This is a genomic window from Paenibacillus sp. S150, assembly GCF_019352175.1.
GTDB lineage: Bacteria > Bacillota > Bacilli > Paenibacillales > Paenibacillaceae > Paenibacillus_AQ.
The window spans coordinates 225365-245171 of the sequence record NZ_JACBYI010000003.1 but is presented as its reverse complement, the minus strand read 5'-3'; the positions used below and the strand labels follow the sequence as shown (position 1 = coordinate 245171).

At 52.3% G+C, this 19807-nt stretch carries 19 protein-coding genes; 17 read left to right on the top strand and 2 right to left on the bottom strand.

From position 1 onward, the window contains the following. The first annotated feature begins 15 nt into the window (after positions 1-15). From hrpB to HYD27_RS05475, 9 genes are all read left to right on the top strand, one after another. Positions 16-2511 (top strand): ATP-dependent helicase HrpB, encoded by a 2496-nt coding sequence (gene hrpB, locus HYD27_RS05515; protein ID WP_219212356.1) that lies wholly within the window; start codon positions 16-18, stop codon positions 2509-2511. Positions 2512-2619: 108 nt separating this feature from the next. Beyond that, positions 2620-3183, top strand: a complete 564-nt coding sequence (locus HYD27_RS05510) for a general stress protein (protein ID WP_219212354.1) — start codon at positions 2620-2622, stop codon at positions 3181-3183. Between the two features lie 361 nt (positions 3184-3544). Next, complete coding sequence (locus HYD27_RS05505) at positions 3545-3904, top strand: replication termination protein (protein ID WP_219212352.1); 360 nt, start codon at positions 3545-3547, stop codon at positions 3902-3904. A gap of 210 nt (positions 3905-4114) precedes the next feature. Beyond that, the gene (locus tag HYD27_RS05500; RefSeq protein WP_219212350.1) at positions 4115-4507 is read left to right on the top strand and encodes a DivIVA domain-containing protein; all 393 of its coding nucleotides are present in this window, start codon (positions 4115-4117) and stop codon (positions 4505-4507) included. Between the two features lie 96 nt (positions 4508-4603). Continuing rightward, on the top strand, positions 4604-7336 hold the full coding sequence (locus HYD27_RS05495; protein ID WP_219212348.1) for a CHASE3 domain-containing protein: 2733 nt from the start codon (positions 4604-4606) through the stop codon (positions 7334-7336). A 196-nt stretch (positions 7337-7532) separates the two neighbouring features. Then, positions 7533-8405 carry a PRD domain-containing protein gene (locus HYD27_RS05490; RefSeq protein WP_228744990.1) on the top strand — a complete coding sequence of 291 codons (873 nt, stop codon included), beginning with the start codon at positions 7533-7535 and terminating at the stop codon, positions 8403-8405. A gap of 44 nt (positions 8406-8449) precedes the next feature. Continuing rightward, positions 8450-8962 (top strand): PTS sugar transporter subunit IIA, encoded by a 513-nt coding sequence (locus tag HYD27_RS05485; RefSeq protein WP_219212344.1) that lies wholly within the window; start codon positions 8450-8452, stop codon positions 8960-8962. Between the two features lie 56 nt (positions 8963-9018). Next, complete coding sequence (locus HYD27_RS05480; RefSeq protein ID WP_219212341.1) at positions 9019-10470, top strand: PTS transporter subunit EIIC; 1452 nt, start codon at positions 9019-9021, stop codon at positions 10468-10470. A gap of 131 nt (positions 10471-10601) precedes the next feature. Beyond that, the gene (locus HYD27_RS05475) at positions 10602-10916 is read left to right on the top strand and encodes a hypothetical protein (RefSeq protein ID WP_220101512.1); all 315 of its coding nucleotides are present in this window, start codon (positions 10602-10604) and stop codon (positions 10914-10916) included. A gap of 91 nt (positions 10917-11007) precedes the next feature. On the opposite strand, the gene HYD27_RS05470 is transcribed toward HYD27_RS05475, so the two are convergent. Then, positions 11008-11220, bottom strand: coding sequence for a hypothetical protein (locus HYD27_RS05470; RefSeq protein ID WP_219212339.1), 213 nt, complete (start codon positions 11218-11220; stop codon positions 11008-11010). Between the two features lie 343 nt (positions 11221-11563). Here HYD27_RS05470 and HYD27_RS05465 point away from each other — a divergent pair, with 343 nt between their 5' ends. The 4 genes from HYD27_RS05465 (at position 11564) to HYD27_RS05450 (ending at position 15221) form a co-directional block, all read left to right on the top strand. Then, the gene (locus tag HYD27_RS05465) at positions 11564-12082 is read left to right on the top strand and encodes a sigma-70 family RNA polymerase sigma factor (protein ID WP_219212338.1); all 519 of its coding nucleotides are present in this window, start codon (positions 11564-11566) and stop codon (positions 12080-12082) included. A 162-nt stretch (positions 12083-12244) separates the two neighbouring features. After that, positions 12245-13351, top strand: a complete 1107-nt coding sequence (locus HYD27_RS05460) for a PE/PPE C-terminal domain-containing protein (protein WP_219212336.1) — start codon at positions 12245-12247, stop codon at positions 13349-13351. Further along, positions 13348-14340, top strand: a complete 993-nt coding sequence (locus HYD27_RS05455; RefSeq protein ID WP_219212335.1) for an ABC transporter ATP-binding protein — start codon at positions 13348-13350, stop codon at positions 14338-14340. Before HYD27_RS05460 ends, HYD27_RS05455 begins: the two co-directional genes overlap by 4 nt. Continuing rightward, entirely contained in the window at positions 14337-15221 is an 885-nt protein-coding gene (locus tag HYD27_RS05450; RefSeq protein ID WP_219212333.1) for an ABC transporter permease, read from the top strand. Before HYD27_RS05455 ends, HYD27_RS05450 begins: the two co-directional genes overlap by 4 nt. Before the next feature lie 106 nt (positions 15222-15327). Here the strand turns inward: HYD27_RS05450 and catR are convergent, their stop codons facing one another. Beyond that, entirely contained in the window at positions 15328-15654 is a 327-nt protein-coding gene (catR, locus tag HYD27_RS05445) for a catDE operon transcriptional regulator CatR (RefSeq protein ID WP_219212331.1), read from the bottom strand. 177 nt (positions 15655-15831) lie between these two features. Between catR and HYD27_RS05440 the strand changes: the two genes are divergently transcribed. The 4 genes from HYD27_RS05440 to HYD27_RS05425 all read left to right on the top strand — a co-directional run bounded on the left by HYD27_RS05440 (position 15832) and on the right by HYD27_RS05425 (position 19392). Continuing rightward, a complete protein-coding gene (locus HYD27_RS05440; protein ID WP_219212329.1) occupies positions 15832-16614 on the top strand; it encodes a GTP cyclohydrolase II in 783 nt (260 codons plus the stop codon). Between the two features lie 56 nt (positions 16615-16670). Continuing rightward, complete coding sequence (locus HYD27_RS05435; RefSeq protein ID WP_219212327.1) at positions 16671-17726, top strand: ABC transporter ATP-binding protein; 1056 nt, start codon at positions 16671-16673, stop codon at positions 17724-17726. Positions 17727-17805: 79 nt separating this feature from the next. Next, positions 17806-18600: an ABC transporter permease gene (locus HYD27_RS05430; RefSeq protein ID WP_219212521.1), complete on the top strand. Its 795-nt coding sequence runs from the start codon at positions 17806-17808 to the stop codon at positions 18598-18600. Between the two features lie 48 nt (positions 18601-18648). Continuing rightward, positions 18649-19392, top strand: a complete 744-nt coding sequence (locus tag HYD27_RS05425; protein WP_219212519.1) for an ABC transporter permease — start codon at positions 18649-18651, stop codon at positions 19390-19392. The last annotated feature ends 415 nt before the right edge of the window (positions 19393-19807 follow it).

Sequence of the window (19807 nt, the reverse complement as noted above, 5' to 3'; positions counted from 1 at the left end):
ATATGGAGAGATTAGATGAAGCAGCTTCCCATTACACAGGTGCTCCCTGACCTGAAAACAATATTGAACACCTCTACCGCCGCCGTTCTGATTGCAGAGCCGGGAGCGGGGAAGACCACCGGTACGCCTCCGGCTTTTTTGGATGAGCCGTGGATGGCCTGCAAGACCATATTGATGCTGGAGCCGAGAAGGCTTGCCGCCCGTTCGGCAGCCGCCTACATGGCTGCCTCCATGGGCGAACGGGTGGGACAAACTATAGGTTACCGTATGCGCAATGATACCAAGGTAGGCAAAAATACGCGTATCGTCGTTGTTACCGAGGGTGTATTGACGCGAATGCTGCAAAGTGATCCTGCGCTTGGCGAGGTGGGGCTGGTGATCTTTGACGAATTTCATGAACGAAGCCTGCATGCGGATCTGGGACTGGCCCTTACGCTGGAGGCGCAGGCTGTGCTGCGCGAGGATCTGCGGATTCTGATCATGTCGGCGACGCTGGACGGCGGAAGGGTCTCGGCTGTGCTGGGAGGGGTGCCTGTGGTGGATTGCCCGGGCCGGACCTTCCCGGTAGAGACGGTCTATCTCCCGGGCTCCGGAGACAAGCCGCTGGAGCAGGCCGCTGCAGCGGCCGTCCGTCGCGCGCTTGCCGAGCAGCAGGGGGATGTGCTTGTCTTTTTGCCCGGCGAGCGGGAAATCCGGCGCACGGAGCGCGAGCTGGAGCGTGTTGCTCTCCCGCAGGGGACGGTGCTCCGTCCGTTGTACGGGCAGCTGCCGCAGGCGCAGCAGGATGCTGCGGTGGCTGCTTCTGTGCCGGGTCAGCGGAAGGTGGTCCTCTCGACCTCCATCGCCGAGACCAGCTTGACGATCGAGGGAGTATCCGCGGTGATCGATACAGGGCTGCGGCGGACACAGGTGTTCTCGCCGCGCACGGGAATGCCCCGGCTGGCTACGGTGCCGGTCTCCAAGGCTTCCGCCGACCAGCGGCGCGGCCGTGCGGGGCGCACCGCCCCGGGGGTATGCTACCGGCTGTGGAGCCGGGAGGAGCATGCCCGTCTTCCGGACGATAACGTGCCGGAAATTATGGAAGCCGACCTGGCGCAGCTTGCCCTGGAGCTGGCGCTGTGGGGCGCGCCCTCCCCGGAGGCGCTGCTCTGGCTCGACGCGCCGCCTGCCGCGCCCTACGCGCAGGGCACGGCGCTGCTGCGCCAGCTCGGCGCGCTGGACGCCGGCGGCGCCATTACGCCGCACGGCCGCCGCATGGCCGCGCTTGGCGCGCACCCGCGCGTCGCGCATATGCTGCTGCGCGCGGCAGAGCTTGGAGCGGCGCCGCTCGCCTGCCGGCTGGCGGCGCTGCTCCAGGAGCGGGACCTCCGGCGGGGTCCCGCCGCGATGGACTGCGACCTCACGCTGCGCGTGGAGGCGCTGCTGAGGTTCGAGCGCTCCGCTGCGGACAGCGGCGGAGCGGACCCGGCGGCTCTGCGCGCGGTGCAGCGCGAGAGCCGGAGCTTCCTGGCGCAGCTGCAAGCCGCGCCGGGCGCGCTGCCGGACAACAGCAGCGGCACGGGGCTGCTGTTGTCGTTCGCCTACCCCGACCGGATCGGGCAGAAGCGCGGCGACGGCGCGTTTCTGCTCTCCGGCGGAAGGGGGGCGGCCATGAAGGAGGGGCAGCCGCTGGCGCGCTCGCCCTATATTGTGGCAGCCGGCATTGATGACCGCGCCGGCCAGAGCCGGATTATGCTCGCCGCAGAGCTGGCGGAAGCCGAGCTGCTGAAGCATCACAAGGACAGCCTGCGCGAGGAACGCGAAGTATACTGGGACAAGGAGAGCGGCAGTGTGCAGGCACGCCGGCGGACCTTGCTGGGAGCACTGGTTATGAAGGAAACCTCGCATGAACGGCCCGCAGCGGAAGAAACGGAAGAGGTGCTGCTGGCCGTCATTGCCGCTGAAGGGCTGGGACTGCTGCCTTGGGACAAAGGAACCGTTCAGCTCCGGCAGCGGATGCAATTCCTGCACGGCCTGCGGGCGGATTTCCCGGATGTTTCGGAAGAGGCTTTGCTCCCGGCAATTCACGAATGGCTGCATCCGTATATTCAAGGCATGCGCAATCTGCGTGATCTGCAGCGGGTGCCAGTATCCAGAGCGCTTGAGGGACTGCTGGATTGGAAGAGCAGGCAGCTTCTGGACAAGGAAGCGCCGACGCATATCACTGTCCCGAGCGGTTCCAGGATTCCGCTGGATTACAGCAATCCGGGTGCGCCGGTGCTTGCAGTGAGGCTGCAGGAGATGTTCGGCCAGGCGGATACCCCGAGGATCGGCGGAGGGGAGGCGGCAGTGCTGCTGCATCTGCTCTCTCCGGCCAGGAGGCCGGTGCAGGTCACGGCGGACCTCGCCAGCTTTTGGCGCAGCACTTATTTTGAAGTCAAAAAAGACCTGAAGGGCCGCTATCCGAAGCACTATTGGCCGGAGGACCCGCTGCAGGCGGTCCCGACAAACCGCACACGTCCCTCCAAATAGAGATTTGCCCTTGTTCCGCCGTAATTGGCTGAGAATGCCTCAACCTGTTTGGTCTGCCCGCGATAGGGTAATAATGTAGCGAACGACAATTTCAAAGGAGGGCTTCAAGTGACTGACAAAATCGTAGGAGTTTTTGATACGGAGCAAGAAGCAACCAGAGCAATTGAAGATCTGCAACGACAGGGTGTAACCAATGACGAAATCTCAGTAATTACCCGTGACCGGGACGAACTCAGAAATATATCAGACGAGACAGGTACCATGGCTCCCGAAGGCGTGGCGACCGGTGCTGCAACTGGAGGCGTAGTTGGCGGCATCGCCGGGCTGCTGGCCGGGGTGGGGGCATTGGCCATACCGGGGATAGGCCCGATCCTCGCCGCGGGACCTATTGTGGCCACGCTGACCGGGGCGGCTATCGGTGCAGGAGCGGGAGGACTCGTCGGCGGACTGATTGGACTGGGCATTCCTGAGGATGAAGCCAAGGAATATGAAGGCTATGTGGACAGCGGCAAAATCCTCGTTCTGGTGGACGACAACGGACGCGGGCGCGACATACACACGGTATTCCGGGGCAACCGTTCCTTGAATGCCGGCAGATACGACAGCATGTATGGCGGAGGCGCGTTGAACGCCGGTACCGCCACGGACCGGTATAACCGCAACCGGCTGTAGAACAGCCGCCAGGCTTCGTTGAAGCCCTTGAGCAGGCGGAAAAACAAAAAAAAGACTGCATTCCAGAGGGTGATCTGAAATGCAGTCTTTTTTTGCTGAAATATATCGGAGCACATGCAAATTAGGCACCCAGGCACCCTATAGAAATAATTTCATTAGATGAAAAATTCATAATAGAAAACCTGAAACATCCCTTCTCCGGCAACCAAGATTACATACCAGACATTGCGGGTACTTATATCATGCCCCACTGTTTCAAGGAATGACTATATCTTAAAATTTCTCATTGTGAAAGCTGGAAAATAGAGTTTATACTGGAGTTAGGCAGGCAGATAAGGAAAATGCGGTCAGGAGGTGGACGATGGCGTTTATGATTGCCCAGCGGGCTTTTATTAAGGTATATCTGATCACGATGGTTGAACAGCATAAAGGCTATGGCTATCAAATGCTGGAGGACTTGCGGAGGGATTTCAAGACTTACGGCTATTCTCCTCCCCAGAGTGAAATTTACCGGGCGCTGCACGAGCTGGTGCAGCAGGGAATTCTATACCGCACCAAGCAGCTGAAGGGAAACGACCCCAAGGTGGATTTCCAGGAAATCGTTCTGTATCACTTCACAGCCGATGGGGAGGACAAAGCCAGGTTGTATAAAAAGCAGGTCAAGACGGATCTTGACCGCTGTCTTGGCATACTCAATAAGGCGGTTGCCGATAATTTCTAGCTTCACGCATCTTCATCTTCAACATCCTGGCCCGTAGGGGTTACCGGAGAGCTGGCGCTGCCGTATTCTCTCCTTACCCTTTTGTCATCAAGAGCAATCAGAGTTGCCCGTTCTCTTCGGAACTGCAACTTTAGTGATATTTTCAGGCGGCTTTCACCCTGTTATAATGGTTACTGCCGGATGAACGCTATATACTTGGAGGTTACTGAAATGGATGAACACATGAAACGCAGACTGGACAAGCAGCGAAAGCTGTTCAGCCAGCTTGGCATTACACTTGACGCGCTCACGATTCACGAGAAAGAATTCAGCTTGAAGCTTCGCGGCTATGATGCCGAGGAGGTGGATACATTTCTGGACAGCGTGATCAAGGATTACGAGCGGTTTTATGCTACAATAGCGGATTTGATGGACAAATGGCAGGAACAGCAGATTGAGCTCCGCGAGCTGAAGGACAAGACCCAGAAGCTGGAAGCTATTCCTGCGCCTGCACCTATCGTTAGAGGGATTGACCCTATGGACCTGGAGGATGTAATCCTGAAGCTGGAAGCCAATGTGCGGCAATTGAAGGACAGGCTGCCCCGGAGTGAAAGCTACCTGTAATCACCCGGCATAGCAATCGGTCCGCTTATTATCCGGATTACCAATATTATCAATTCAAAAGGAACTACATTGAGACGCATGATGGAGGTTGGACCATTGCTTAACAAGCGAGCCTGGAGCCTGAGAATCCGTGGTAAAATTGCGCTCGGATATGCCGTGATCCTGCTTATGCTGGGTCTGTTTCTGCTTGTAGTATCAAGCAGAATCACCGATCTGGAGAAAGAAACTGTATTCTTAAGCGATCATGATATAGAGGTACATGAACTTAGTTATCAAATTGAAAAAAATGTGCTGGACATGGAAACCGGCCAGCGGGGTTATGCGCTTACCGGCGATTCTGCCTATCTGGACCCCTACAATAACGGGATTACGCAATGGACGATTAATTACACTCAATTAAGCAGGCTGATTGAGGATAATCCGGATCAGCTGCAGATTTTAAGCGACATTAAGGCCAATATTGAGAAATGGATCAATTCAGCGGGACAATATGTAGTGGATCTGAAACGGAATGGACAGAATGAGGCAGTGAATTCATTTTTCCGCAATGATTCCGGCAAGCAGATTGTTGATTCCATCCGCTCACAATTTGAATTCTTCCGCAATAACGAAAGGGAGCTTACCGGCAGCCGGATTCTTGATTTGAAGGAAAGCAACAACAGGCTTTTGACGACAATGTATATTTTATGGACGCTGGTCGCGCTTCTCGCCGCACTTATTACGTACCTTATCTCTGCAAGCATTGTGAATCCGCTGCGCAGCGTCATTCAAGCCATTGACAGCATAGCTGGCGGGGCCAATATGTCTGAGCGCATAAAAGTGAAGACCTTTGATGAAATCTATGATCTGGGGAACGCAACCAATGATCTCCTGGATACCATGCAGCGGAAGCAGTGGAGCAGCGAACAGCTGACATTGATGTCCATAGCCCTCCAGGAAACCACCGATCTGTCTTTGCTGTGCCGCACATTTTTAAATAGGCTGTCCGCAATGCTGGAAATGCAGTATGGAGCGATTTATGTTCTTAACGAGCATGAAGAATATAAACGGATGTATTCTTATGCGGGTGCTGAGGATCAGGAGCTTGAATTCGGGAAGCGGACGATCCGTCCTGGAGAAGGACTCATCGGCCAGTGCGCCGTTGATATGCGGATGAGCAGCATTGACAATTTACCCGAGGATTACATAAGCATCAATTCCGGACTCGGAAGAGCTGCGCCCAGATTTGCCGTCATTGCTCCCATTATATTTGAGAACAAAACCGTGGCCGTTCTGGAAGCGGCTTCCCTTACCAGATGGGCACCCTATCATTTTGAGTTTTTTAACGAACTGCTGAACATGATGGGCGTCACCCTGAATTCCGTCATGACACGAATGGAGATCCAGCAGCTGTATCAGGAATCTCAAGCCATGAACGAAGAACTGCAGGTGCAATCCGAGGAGCTCCAGGTGCAGTCCGAAGAGCTGCAGGTACAGACGGAGGAACTGCAGAATCACACGCTGGAGCTGCTATCCCTCAACCGGGAGCTTGAGAAACAGAAATCAGTTGCCGAGAACGCGGCCGTTCAGCTGGAAAAGTACAATGAGCAGCTGGAATTAAGCTCCCGGTACAAAACCGAATTTTTGGCCAACATGTCTCACGAGCTGCGCACACCGCTTAACAGTATGCTTATCCTGTCGCAGCTGCTTACAGAGAACCGGAACGGAAATCTGGCGGAAGAAGAGCAGGGGTACGCTTCTGTCATCCATTCGTCCGGAAGCGATTTGCTGGAGATGATCAACGATATTCTGGATTTGTCCAAGGTGGAAGCCGGGAAGATGACCGTAGAACGGGACGCGGTTAATCTTACGGAGCTGCCTTCCATACTGTATGGCTATTTCAACAAGACTGCCGAGCAGAAAAACATAGATTTCAAGATCACTCAGGAGGGCAATGTGCCAAATTTGTTCTTTACGGATGAAATGCGGCTGCATCAAATCCTGCGGAACCTGCTGTCCAATGCGTTTAAATTTACGGAGAAAGGCTTCGTCGGGGTGGTTATTACCCGTCTTGACTCCTATCCGGAACCGCAGTTTCAAACGGCTGGTCCCATGCTCGCCTTTGCCGTGAAGGACAGCGGAATCGGAATCTCTGAAGAAAGCCGCGAGGTGATCTTTGAAGCTTTCCGTCAGGCGGATGGGTCAACGGCACGGAAGTTCGGCGGGACCGGGCTGGGATTGTCCATTTCACTGCAGCTGGCCAGACTTCTTGGCGGGACCATATCGCTCGATAGTGAAGAGGGCAGGGGCAGCACCTTTACGCTATACCTTCCTTGCTATGAAGAAGATGGCGGGTTTGAATCCGTGCTTCCGGGTGTCTGGACTTCCCGGGCGGCGGCAGCCACAGAATGGGAGCAGCAGCAGGAGGCTTCTGCGGAGCCGGACAAGGCTCTGTCCGATAAAGAGTACGCGAAGCTGCACGGCAAAACTGTGCTGATCGTGGATGACGATGCACGCAACATCTATGCGCTGGAGAAAGGGCTGGAGCGTTATGATATGAATTTTCTGACCGCCCACTCCGGCTTCGAATGTCTGCAGATTATCAGAGAGAAGCCTCATGTGGATATCATTCTGCTGGATATCATGATGCCCAATCTGGACGGGTATGACACGCTGTCGATTATACGGGAGGAACTCCTGCTGCCTGAGCTTCCCATAATCGCAATTTCAGCCAAAACAATGAAGGAAGACCGTGAGAAATGTCTGGCGGCGGGAGCCTCGGATTTCATCAGCAAGCCTGTGGTTATTCAAGAGGTGGTAACCCGGATGTGCCGCTGGCTGGAAGAATGAGTGAAACTTGACTTTTTAAAAAATCCATTGACGGAATTATAGGGATGCTTTATTATGAACTCATAAATGATCATTTATATGCAATCGGCGTGTTACCTTTAAGGGCATGAGCCAAGAACAGACCTCATTCATTGGAGTCTTTCTTGGCTCTTTTTTATGCGCAAAAATCTGACAATGGATGGAAAGGAGGGAGAACTTGGCCAAGGAAAACGAGCAGTTTGAGGTGCTGCGGGTAATTGGAAACAACGTTGTGATGGTGCAAGGAGGCAGGAAGGGCAAGGAATATGTGATTATTGGCAAAGGGATCGGCTTTGCGGTCAAAGATTCGGGTGTCATTGAGGCAAATGACCAGCGGATTGAGAAATTGTTCCGGCTGGAGGATCGCGAGGAATGGAGCCAATACCAGATTTTGCTCGAAGATATTGATCCCAGGGTGATGAGAATTACGGATGATATTATTGCGGATATTGCCCTTGAATTTTCCGGCAAGTTGAACGACAAAATCTATTTGGCGCTCCCCAGCCATATCCAGTTCACCATATACCGTCTCCGGAACGGCATGGACATTGTCAACCCGTTCCTTAAGGAAACCAGGATGTCCTTTCCCAAGGAATTTGAGATCGCTTACAGGGCAGCGGAGAAAATCAGTGCGGAATTTGGGGTCCAGATCCCTGAAGATGAAGTGGGATTTCTGACTTATCACGTATATTCGGCGGTCAGCAATGTGCCGGTAGGACAACTGGTCAAAGCCTCCAATATTGTAAGCGAGCTGCTGGATATGATTCGCGGGGAACGCAATTTAACCTTTGCGCATGGCAGCATGAATCATGTCCGGCTGATGATACATCTGAGATTTTCCATTGAACGGATTCTCCAGGGCTCGCTTATAGACAATCCGTTCGTGAAGCATATCAAGAAGGAATACAAAGAGGAATACAAGCTGGCCCGGAAACTGGGCAAGGTTATGCAGAGCTCACTGGGCGCAGAGGTTCCGGAAGAAGAAATATGCTTCCTCGCCATGCATTTGCGCCGGTTGTTCCAGACCTTGGATAAACAGCAGCGGCCGTAACACTATCATAGAATAATTAACCGCAGCGGCGAGGAGTGGAAGCAATGTTTTCCAAATGGAAATCCAAAAAAGAAGAGAAACCCGCTGGACAGCCCGCGCTGGAGATTTCAGCCCCTGTCAGCGGCCTGGCCGTTCCATTAGCCGGTGTGCCGGATGAGACTTTTGCAGGCGGACACATGGGCCGGGGAATAGCCATCGAACCCCGTGAGGGGAAATTAACCGCCCCGTTTGACGGGAGAATCGCCCACGTGGTCAAATCCAGCCATGCCGTGATCCTTGAGCATTCCTCCGGACTGCAGCTGCTGCTGCATATCGGAATTGATACCGTAAGCCTGAAGGGCAATGGGTTCATCAGCCATATTGCCAGCGGAGACGAAGTAAAAGCAGGACAGCTCCTGATTGAATTCGATATAGCTGCTATACAGGCAGCCGGTTATCAGACCATTACACCGGTCATTGTGACCGGCATTGGGGAAATTGCTCCTGAAGTCGCCTGCCATTATGGCCAGGTAACAGCGGGCAAAGACAGTATTCTAACCGTGGCATCCAGGCAATAATTCATACAGCTTCATCGTTATGCAGGGCAAAATACCGAAATAAGGGGATGATTGTGATGTTGGCTTTTCTGCAAAAATTGGGCAAGTCACTGATGCTTCCGGTAGCAACGCTTCCGGCGGCGGCTATTCTGCAAGGGTTCGCACTGATTAACTACGAGAAGGATTTCCATTTAGGCGCGCTGGGCCGGTTTATCAACACTTATATTACTCCCTTCCTGAACGCAGGCGCGGGTGCAATCTTTGGCAATCTGGCCCTGATTTTTGCCATCGGGGTAGCCATAGGATTTGCCGGTGATGCAGTAGCGGCACTGTCTGCACTGATTGCCTACCAGATTCTCGACAGCATCCTGAAAGTCATTCCTGCGCAGATGCCCTTCATCGGCGACGATGTCCAGCTGAATATGGGCGTGCTCGGAGGGATCTTTGCAGGAGCGTGGGCTGCCTTCCTCTACAAGAAATACCACAATATTAAAATGCCGGATTGGCTCGGGTTCTTCGCCGGCAAACGTTTTGTTCCGATTATCACTGCGGTAACCACTATGGTGCTGGCTGTCCTGGTCGGAATGGTCTGGAGTCCTGTTCAAGATGTAATCAGTGATTTTGGCACCTGGGTTGTGGGTCTCGGCGCAGTCGGCGCCTTTATCTTTGGCACCGCGAACCGCCTGCTTATTCCTTTTGGGCTTCACCATGTCATCAACGCCATTGCCTGGTTTCAAATCGGCGATTTCACCGACGCAGCCGGAAAGCTAGTCCACGGCGACTTGTGGCGCTTCTTCGCCGGAGACAAATCTGCCGGAATGTTCATGACAGGCTTTTTCCCGATTATGATGTTTGCACTGCCCGGAGCGGCGCTCGCCTTTATTCATACGGCCAAACCGGAAAAACGCAAAATGGTTGCCTCCATCTTCATTGGTTCAGCGATCGCCTCCTTCTTGACGGGGATTACCGAGCCGCTTGAATTCTCCTTCATGTTCATCGCACCGGTGCTGTATCTGATCCATGCCTTGCTCACCGGCTTTGCCGGCTTCCTGATGTATGTGCTCGATGTGAAGCTGGGATTTGGTTTCTCCGCAGGGCTGATCGATTACTTGCTGAATATGAAGCTGTCAACAAACGCTTGGATTTTGATTCCTGCAGGCCTTGGATTCTTTGTTCTCTACTATGTGCTCTTCCGGTTTATTATTGTCAGATTCAACCTGAAAACACCCGGACGCGAGGATGAAACCGAGGATGAAGTTCTGGAAGCCGATGTGAGCGGCACCAAGATTTCGGCCTCCGCCAGAGCGGTTAAAATTCTGGCAAGTGTCGGTGGTCCGTCCAACATCCGCAACATTGATGCCTGCATCACACGGCTGCGGCTTATTGTCAATGATGAGAAAGCAGTCAAGGACGCCGAGCTGAAGCAATTGGGAGCATCCGGGGTAATGAGACTGGGCCAGGGCGCGGTGCAAATTGTATTTGGTCCGCAATCGGAGCAGATCAAGGATGACATTAATAAACTCCTGTAGAAAACGCGCACAGTAAGCAGCAAGGGTGGATGTTCTTAAATCCGCCCTTGTTTTTTTATCCGCAGACTATTGCATTATTTATAATACCGAGTATAATACTTGGTATAAAAGGGATTAAGGAGTCGGTACACATGTCAGTCGATGATTATCTGGATCTTCTAAACTATGCCAAAGCAATTAACGATGGACAGTGGCAGGCTGACATCATAGAGAGCTTGAAGAATTACAAGGAAACGGCTGAAGAGCAACGGAGAATAGAGAATGTGAAGGAATTATGGAGCCGCTTTGATCAAATTAATCTGCTGCTGCTGGAATTGTTCGACAAGCTGAGAGATGACGAGGATGCTCCGGAGAGCGAACGGTGGAAAGAACGGATCTGGGAGCTGAAGCTGGAGCGGATTACCCTGGCCAAGCAAATTCAGGAGAGATATATCAAGATCAGATAGAGAGCTATTCATGCATATAATTAATCCGGATTGCCCCAAAAAGACAAAAAAAAGGCATGCAGTTAGTCTGCTCTGCCATGACCAATAATGATTACTTTGACATTTGCATGCCTTCACGCATCATTGTCATGCACATCGTCATCATTTCATCACAGTCCTGCATTTTTTTCATCATCATATCCATATCCATGTCCGTCATGCCCATTTCCGGCATTTTTTCCATGCACATCTTCATCGTGTTCATTCTGGCCATCATATCTTCCATACACATGTTCATCATCATTTCCATACACATCATTTCCATTGTCCGCACCACCTTTCATTTTTTAATAGGTTCACTTTATAAATTACTATATTTACCTGGAATAAGCAACTTTATGTGAGCAAAATGTCCAAAAAAATTCATTTTTCGTCTCAAATATGGATAATCAGACCTTGCGGATAGTAATAATATGAATACTTGACATCGGTATGTAGGCTTTTGCTACAGATGAAGAAGCAGTTTCTTCTTAATGGAAGAAGCTGCTTTTTGGTGTTCGGAACGGGACTTATACAAATGCTATGATAAAAATACCGTATATCCTGATACAAAATTGCTTCGGCGTTCGTCTTACTTATAGCTGCAGCTGATAAGGAGGATTAACACAATGGAATTTCCGGAATCTGAAATGTTTCGCACTGTATTTTATGAACACTACCCGGTGGTGCGGCGAAAGCTGGCGGCTCTGGTGCGCGACGAGTCGGCAGCAGACGATTTAGCCCAGGATGTGTTTCTCAGATTGTACCGTAATCCGCCTGACGATCCTGATGCGCTGGGTGCCTGGCTTCATAGGGTGCTCACCCGGATCGGGTATGACTATTTGAACAAAAAAGCCAGGGAGCGGCGGCTCCAGGATAAGCAGGAGCTGTTGTTCAGTGCAGAGGAGGCTCCCCTTTCCGGTGAAGAAGCCGTACTCAGCAAGCTGGATCAGGAGGATGTGCGGACCTGGCTGGACGGCCTGCCGGAGAGAGACAGACAGGCGCTGCTCCTGCGTTACTCGGGCTACAGCTACTCGGAAATTGCAAGCCAGCTTGGCGTGAACCCGCCGGTCGTCGGAACCCTGCTGAGCCGGGCGACGCTTAAGCTGAGACAGCAGGCCGCAGAATCACTTCCGCAGACGGATTGAACCGTGCTGCAAAATATAAGTATATGCTTCGCGGGGCGGGGCCAGTACGGAGCATGTTCAAGACGCATAGCTATACAAAACTTAAGCGTATGCTTCCGGAGCCAGTTTTCTAAGAAGTTACTCAGGTTGCCTACGCTAACATAACTTTAGGAGGAATATCAAATGACCAATCCTGTGAATAAGCATACAGATCAGACGGGTACAGATGAAGCCTGGGCCAAAATGCAAAAGATACTCTCCGCTGAGCCGGTGAACCCGGCATGGGCTGCTTGGGGACAGCGCGCAGAGCCGAAGAGCGGACCTTCCATTCCTGGCGCAACCACAGCGGAAAAGGCTAATAATGAAGCTGGAGGGCTGCCTATGGCCGGATCTGCGGCTGACAATAAACGGGGACGGGCGCGGCGCCCTCTATTGACCCGGCGCCGGAAATGGGCTGTGGCGGCTGCGGGCGTGGCGGTTTTTGCCGCTGTGCTCGCTACTCCAGTGGGCAATACTGCAATGGCGGCAATCCTTGGCCAATTCCGGGTACAGGAAGTTACAGTCGTCAATGAAGATGATCTGCGGAATATCTTCTATCAGCTCGGCGAAGACGGGAATTTCAATGAAACTGTGAATAAATTCGGCTCCTTCAGCACTTCATACGGCACAGTAGACGGAGAAGTGCCGGTGGATGCCCTGCAAGCCAAGCTGGGCTACGCTGCCCTGACGGGCGGGGCTTTTGACAACATTGAAACGGTGTATATAAACAATTCAAGGGAAGTTACGCTGACGCTCAAGGTTGATGAGGTGAATAAGGCGCTGAAACACCTGGGGGCGAAGCAGCTGCTGCCGGCATCCATTGACGGCAAGCCGGTCACGCTTCACATTCCCGAATCCGTAAACTATGATTTATCCACGGATAATGATCACTGGGCCACTCTTATGCAGATGAATACACCTGTGGTGAATGTAGATCCTTCTGTGAATATTGAAGAAGCTGTACAGGCGGTCCTTGACTTTCCGCTTCTTCCGGATGAGTTCAAATCCAATCTGCAGCGGAGCAGTATCCTGGCCGGAGACCTGCCCATGCCTTTGGTCAAAGGGGATCATTCCGAACAGATTACAGTGGACGGAATAAAAGTGATTCTCGAAACTGTGGAATACGGCAATGGGCCTGTCTATAAGGCAACCTGGGTGAACAAAGGGCAACTGCTGGAGCTGTCCGGCGGATCATTGTATCAGGATAAAGAAAAATTTATGAATCAGCTTCAGGAGTTGATTACGCAATGAACGCACCTGCCATTGAAGCCCGGCTGCTGACCAAGGAATACAGCAATGGCCGCGGCTGCCGGGATGTAACGATAACTGTTGAGAAAGGGGAAGCCTTTGGCTTCCTCGGCCCCAACGGTGCCGGCAAAAGCACATTTGTCAAAATGCTCGCAGGCCTGATCCGTCCATCCAGCGGAAGTGCCGCTATATTCAGGCATCCTATAGGCTCACTGGAGGCGAAGATGAAGATTGGCTATCTGCCGGAGCTATACCGGTATCAGGAATGGCTGACAGGGGAAGAGGTAGTGCGGCTCCACGCCCGTTTATGCCGTATCGGGAAATCTGCGGCAGACCGCAAAATACCGGAGCTGCTGGACGAAGTCGGGATTGGGCAACGCGGGCGGGACCGGGTGAAGCATTATTCCAAGGGAATGCAGCAGCGGCTTGGACTGGCCTGTGCGCTTGTGAATGATCCGGAGCTTGTGTTCCTGGACGAGCCTTCATCGGCGCTTGATCCCATCGGGCGCATGGAAGTGCGGAGTATTCTGGAGAAGCTGAAGCAGCGGGGCATCACCATTTTTCTCAACTCTCATCTGCTTGAGGATGTTGAGGTGCTGTGCGACCGGATGGCGCTGCTGAATAACGGCGAAATCCTGCGGCACGGCAAGGTTGCAGAAATATTAAATAAGCGAACCAGCTGGCATTTTAAAGTGGGCGGCTATTCGCCTTTTTTGCTGTCCTGGCTGATTGACCATACCGGACTGCAGATCAGACAGTCGCCTGTGGCTGTGGATGAGAGGGAAGACGGCATTGCCTTGCCTTCATCCCTTGATGAAAGCACCGTGTGGCTGGAGGCAGAACTGGACAGTGAAGAACAGGCGGGCTGGCTCAATGCACTGATGATTCAGCAGGGTATGACTTTATATGAGGTTGCGCGCAAAAAAGAACGGCTTGAAGAGTGGTTTATGGCTGCTGTATCGGGGCTTAGCCACAGGGGGGAGCGGGAATGAGAATTATAATGGGAATGACCTGGAAGGAACTGCTTCGCAAGAAGGTTATGCTCATGACCCTGCTGTTGACCGCTGTTTTCCTGCTCGCGTTCTGGTTTGTTGCGAGTACTGTTGGCAGCAGCGGATCTGGCCGGACTTCAGAGATTCCGAATGGGAGCATTCTGATTGAACATTTTACGGCCGGTGTTTTTATTTTGACCATGGGATTTTTCTTCGGGGCATTTGTCATTGCATTTCTGGCTATTTTCAGCTCTTTCTCGGCTATAGCCGGGGAGGCGGAGCAGGGGGTGATGCAAGCCCTGCTGCCCCGGCCGTTGCCGCGCTGGAAATGGTATCTCGGTCGGTGGCTCGGTTATGTTACGCTGGGAATATTATACGCATTGCTGCTGTTTATTGCGATTCTGCTGGTTGCCGCTGCGAATGCCGCCATTCCCCGCGACTTTACCGCGCTTGTCCAAGCCTTTCTGCTGTTCGCCTCGGTCGTACCGCTGCTGATCAGCCTGTCCATGCTGGGTTCCGGCTTATTCTCCGCGGTCGGGAACGGCGTCTTCATGACCATGCTCTATGGTGCAGGCTGGCTTGGGGGAATGATTGACAAGCTGAGCGGCTCGCTTGGCTTGAAGCAAGAAGCACTGGGCACGCTCCATAATCTCACGGGTGCCATGGCGCTGCTGATGCCGGCGGATGGCCTGCAGCGCAAAATGGCAGCAGAGCTGTTCAGCCTTGACGAGATTAGCGGCTTGGTTAATTTGAATTTCAGCACGTTTTCGCTGGTTGACTTTAATTCGGTCCCGTCGGATTCTTTTGTAATCTACGCAGTACTGTATACATTGGCGGTTTTTACGATTGGCCTGCTGCGTTTTCAGCGCAAGGATCTTTAGCCTGCGCTCCAAAGTATCACCGTATTATGCAATCATAACAAATAGCGTCCCGGTGGCTTCCGTCTATGGAACCGCCAGGACGCTATTTCCGCATACAACCCGGACATCATTTGGTTGCGCCGATCTTGATCCAATCCGTGGACCAGTTGCTGATTTCACCAAGGATGGGAGCCAGTGCGTTTCCTTTGCTGGTCAGCGAATACTCGATTCGAACAGGCATTTCAGGGTACACCGTCCGCTGAATGATGCCTTCATTCTCCATTTCCTTCAAGCGGTCGGACAACACCTTGCCGCTGAGATTGGAAAGGCAGCTCTCGATTTCGCCGAAACGGCGCGGTCCCTTCATCAGAACGAACACTATAAGCGCAACCCAACGTTTGCTAAGCATATCGACCGCTTTTTCAAAGCGTGGACACATTTCGAAATCATCCATAAAGATCACCTCGCATTCATTATATCACAAACTTACAATAAGTAATTATAAATATTTATATATATATTATAACTTGACGAAGTTATATTACAATGATAAACTAACTTACAAATAGTTACTTGATGTAAAAATAATGAATTTTAAAATTTTTCAGAATATGCTTAGGACGGTGCAATCATGATCAATCCGGATATCATATCTATCCTGCAGAATAAAATCAAGCGGATTACTATGGATGATTCCACAAATATACTGGTCGGTCCGATCACCTTGCCGGTTAACCTGGATGGGGAAACCGTGACCTTCAAGTGGTACAGCTGGCTCAAAGCCACCGATGAGGAATTGCAGGGCGGTGACAGCCTGGAAGCGACGGAGCTGCTGATTTCCCGGTTGTCCTCAATGAAGCTTGCCGAAGGGCAGCAATCCAGCGTGCTGGTATACGGAGATTTTGAAGGTTCGGATGAAGCGCTGATCCGGATGCACAGCATTTGCCATACCGGCGATATCTTTGGCAGCAAACGCTGCGATTGCGGCTTCCAGCTCCGCCAGTCGATGAAGATGATCGCGCAGCATGGAGCGGGTGCCCTGTTCTACCTGGCTAATCATGAAGGAAGAGGCATTGGCCTGTTCAGCAAAGCGATGGCCTATCTCCTTCAGGAAGAAGGATATGATACGGTAGAAGCCAATCTGGAGCTGGGCTTTGCCGACGATTCCAGAGACTACAGCGATGCAATCAGCGTCCTGCAGCATTTGCGCAGCAAACCGGTGACCCTGATTACGAATAATCCGAAGAAGATGGAAGCCCTGAAGGCGGCCGGTATGAATACAGGCAAGAGGATTCCTCTGTGGGGTGACGTCTCCGTTTTCAATGAAAAGTACCTGCGGACGAAAGTGGCCCGTTCAGGCCATCTGGAGGCAGTGCCGGACGCCGGTTTTTTTGAAGGACGAGTAGCCAAATAAATCAAAGCTGCTATAATGGGGTACTGAACCCAATACTTAGCTTAGTGAGGTACTATATGAATGCCATTCAAGTGCAGGACTTGCGCAAAACCTTCAAAGTCCAAAAAAACCGCGAGGGCCTCAAAGGGGCCTTCGCTGATTTGTTTAAACGGGAATATTCCGAGGTCACGGCCGTAAAGGATATTTCCTTCAGCATTCCACAAGGCGAAATTTGCGGCTATATCGGCGAGAATGGTGCAGGGAAATCAACTACGATCAAAATGCTCACCGGCATCCTTGTTCCAACCTCGGGCAGTCTTTCCGTCGGGGGCTATGTTCCCTATGAGGAACGCGAGAAATTTGTGCGGAATATCGGCGTTGTGTTCGGGCAGCGCAGCCAGCTGTGGTGGGACATCGGCGTCATTGAATCCTTCCAGCTGCTGCGCAAGGTGTACCGTGTGCCTGAGCAGGATTTCAAAAAGCGGCTGGACGAGCTGGTGGAACGGCTGGAGCTTCAGGATTTGCTCAACCGTCCGGTGCGCAAGCTCAGTCTGGGACAGCGGATGCGCTGCGAGCTGGTGGCGGCACTGCTGCACAATCCGTCCATTCTTTTTCTGGACGAGCCTACGATTGGGCTGGATATTGTAGTCAAGTCGGAAATCCGCCAGTTCCTGAAGGATATGAACCGTGAGTATGGAACCACCATTCTGCTGACTACACATGACCTGCAGGATATCGAGGCGCTTTGTTCCCGGGTTATTATGCTGGACGATGGATGCATCATTTATGATGGCGGTCTTGAGGAGCTTAAGCAGCGCTGGGGAACAGGCCGCGAGGTGCTCTTCCAATTCGGAGCAGCCACGAAGCTTGCACAGCTGGAGCAGTGGACAGCAGGCATGACGGTGGCCTGGTCGGCGGAGAATGATCTGGGCGCCAAGGTATGGATTCCGCTGGAGCTGAATGTTTCGGATGTGCTTGGCCGGGTTGTCGGGCAAGCGGACATAACAGATATCAAAATCATTGAAACGAACACGGATGATATCGTCCGCAGCATTTATCAGTCAGGCTCGGCGGAGAAGCCGGAAGAGAAAATTCTTGCTCTGCAGGATGAGAAAGAGGTCATCCATGTCTGAACAGCTAAAAGCCGCTGCAGCCGCTTCGGCCGCCGGAGGCGCTGAGGCGGGTGGCCCCCGGGAGAAGGGGCGGAAGCTGCTGCTCGGTGCTTATTTCGATTTCATCCGCATCCGTTTTTTGACTATGCTGGCTTACCGGGTGAACTATTATTCCGGCATTTTGATCTATACGCTGAATATCGGCGTGAATTACTTCACTTGGAAGGCTATTTACGGCGGCGGTGAGGCTCTGGGCGGCTTTACGGGCGCCCAGATGACAACCTATGTTGCGGTATCCTGGATGGCCCGGGCCTTTTATTTCAACAATCTGGACAGGGAAATATCCACGGACATACGGGATGGAAGCATCGCAATCCAGTTCATCCGGCCTTATAATTACGTGCTGGTCAAAATGATGCAGGGACTTGGTGAAGGCATGTTCCGCTTCATGATGCTGATGATCCCGGGCATGGTTATTGCCATTCTGCTGTTTCCGGTGCAATTGCCGACCGGTTTGTCCGCCTGGGCCGGTTTCCTTGTAATGCTCTTCTTCAGCTTTCTGATCAGCTCACAGATCAACATCATTACGGGATTATCTGCGTTCTTCGTCGAGAATAACGAGGGCATGATGCGCATGAAGCGTGTCGTGGTCGACCTGTTCTCCGGTCTGATCGTGCCGATCAGCCTGTTCCCGGACTGGTTGTCCGGTATTCTCAAGGTTCTGCCCTTTCAAGCGATCACCTATCTGCCGGGCTCCGTCTTTACAGGACGGGTTCAGGGGGTGGGCATTTGGAATGTGCTGGGCATCCAGGTCATCTGGTTCGTGGTGCTGCTGGTTCCCATTGTCTGGCTATACCACGCGTCGCGCCGGCGGCTGTTCGTGCAGGGAGGGTGAGTGAAGTTGCATTACTTGAGCTTATTGTTTGAATACTTGAAGAACTATATGAAGACCCGCCTGACCTACCGCGCCGATTTCTGGGTGGAGGTGGTATCGGATCTGCTGTTTCAGGCAACCAACTTTATCTTTATCCTGGTGATCTTCATGCATACGGACAGTCTGGGAGGCTGGAACCAGAACGAGGTGGTATTCGTATACGGCTTCTTTATGGTGCCTTATGGAGTCTTCAGCTGCTTCGTGAATATGTGGGGGTTCAGCGAGCGTTATATCGTCAAAGGAGAAATGGACCGCATCCTTACGCGTCCGGCGCATAACCTGTTCCAGATTTTCCTCGAAAATGTGGACCCGCCTTCCATGGTAGGCTCCTTTATCGGACTGATTATCATGGCGATCAGCGGAAGCAATCTGGGTCTGCCTCTTGAATGGTGGACGATTCCCATGATCATTGTTCTGACGCTCAGCGCAGTTGCGATTTATACCGGGATCTATACGACTCTGACCTCATTGTCATTTTATTCGGATGCTCCCACCGGCATTCTGCCGCTGATGTACAATATTCAGACCTACGGGCGTTATCCGGTTACAATCTACAACCGGGCAATTCAGGTGCTGCTCACGTGGATTATCCCGTTTGCTTTTGTAGGGATATATCCGGCGGCACTGTTTCTGCAACGGGATGAGATGCAGGGCATGGCGCTGCTGACTCCTGTGGTCGGTGCGGTATTCCTGGGGATTGGACTGCTGGCCTGGAATTACGGTGTGAAAAGATATAAAGGAGCCGGCTCGTAAGAGGCTTCCCATAGAGTAAGCAAAGCAGACTGGCGCCAATTGCCGGTCTGTCTTTTTTTAAAAGATAAGAATTTATCCTGAGTTTCGAGAGTAAGTATCCACAAATGATCTAAAAAGCTCTACACGAAGGGATGACTTGCTACAAACAGCTTGCACCCAATGGGTGAAGGGAAAAGAGGGTTTATTCCTTGTCCTATCCGGATTTGTTCAATTCACTTTCGAAATTCAGGTTTATATGTTTCACGATAAAAATTAGCCTGATCTTTCCCGCTGAAACGGATACCGTCCTTATAAGGACGGTATCCGTTTCCACTTGGAAGATCAGAATTTATAGGTTTTGGGGAAGCGAAGCTTATCCGTTATTTCACGGCTGCGCTGTAACTGAAAGAATGGATCGGGACTTCGGCCAGGCAAA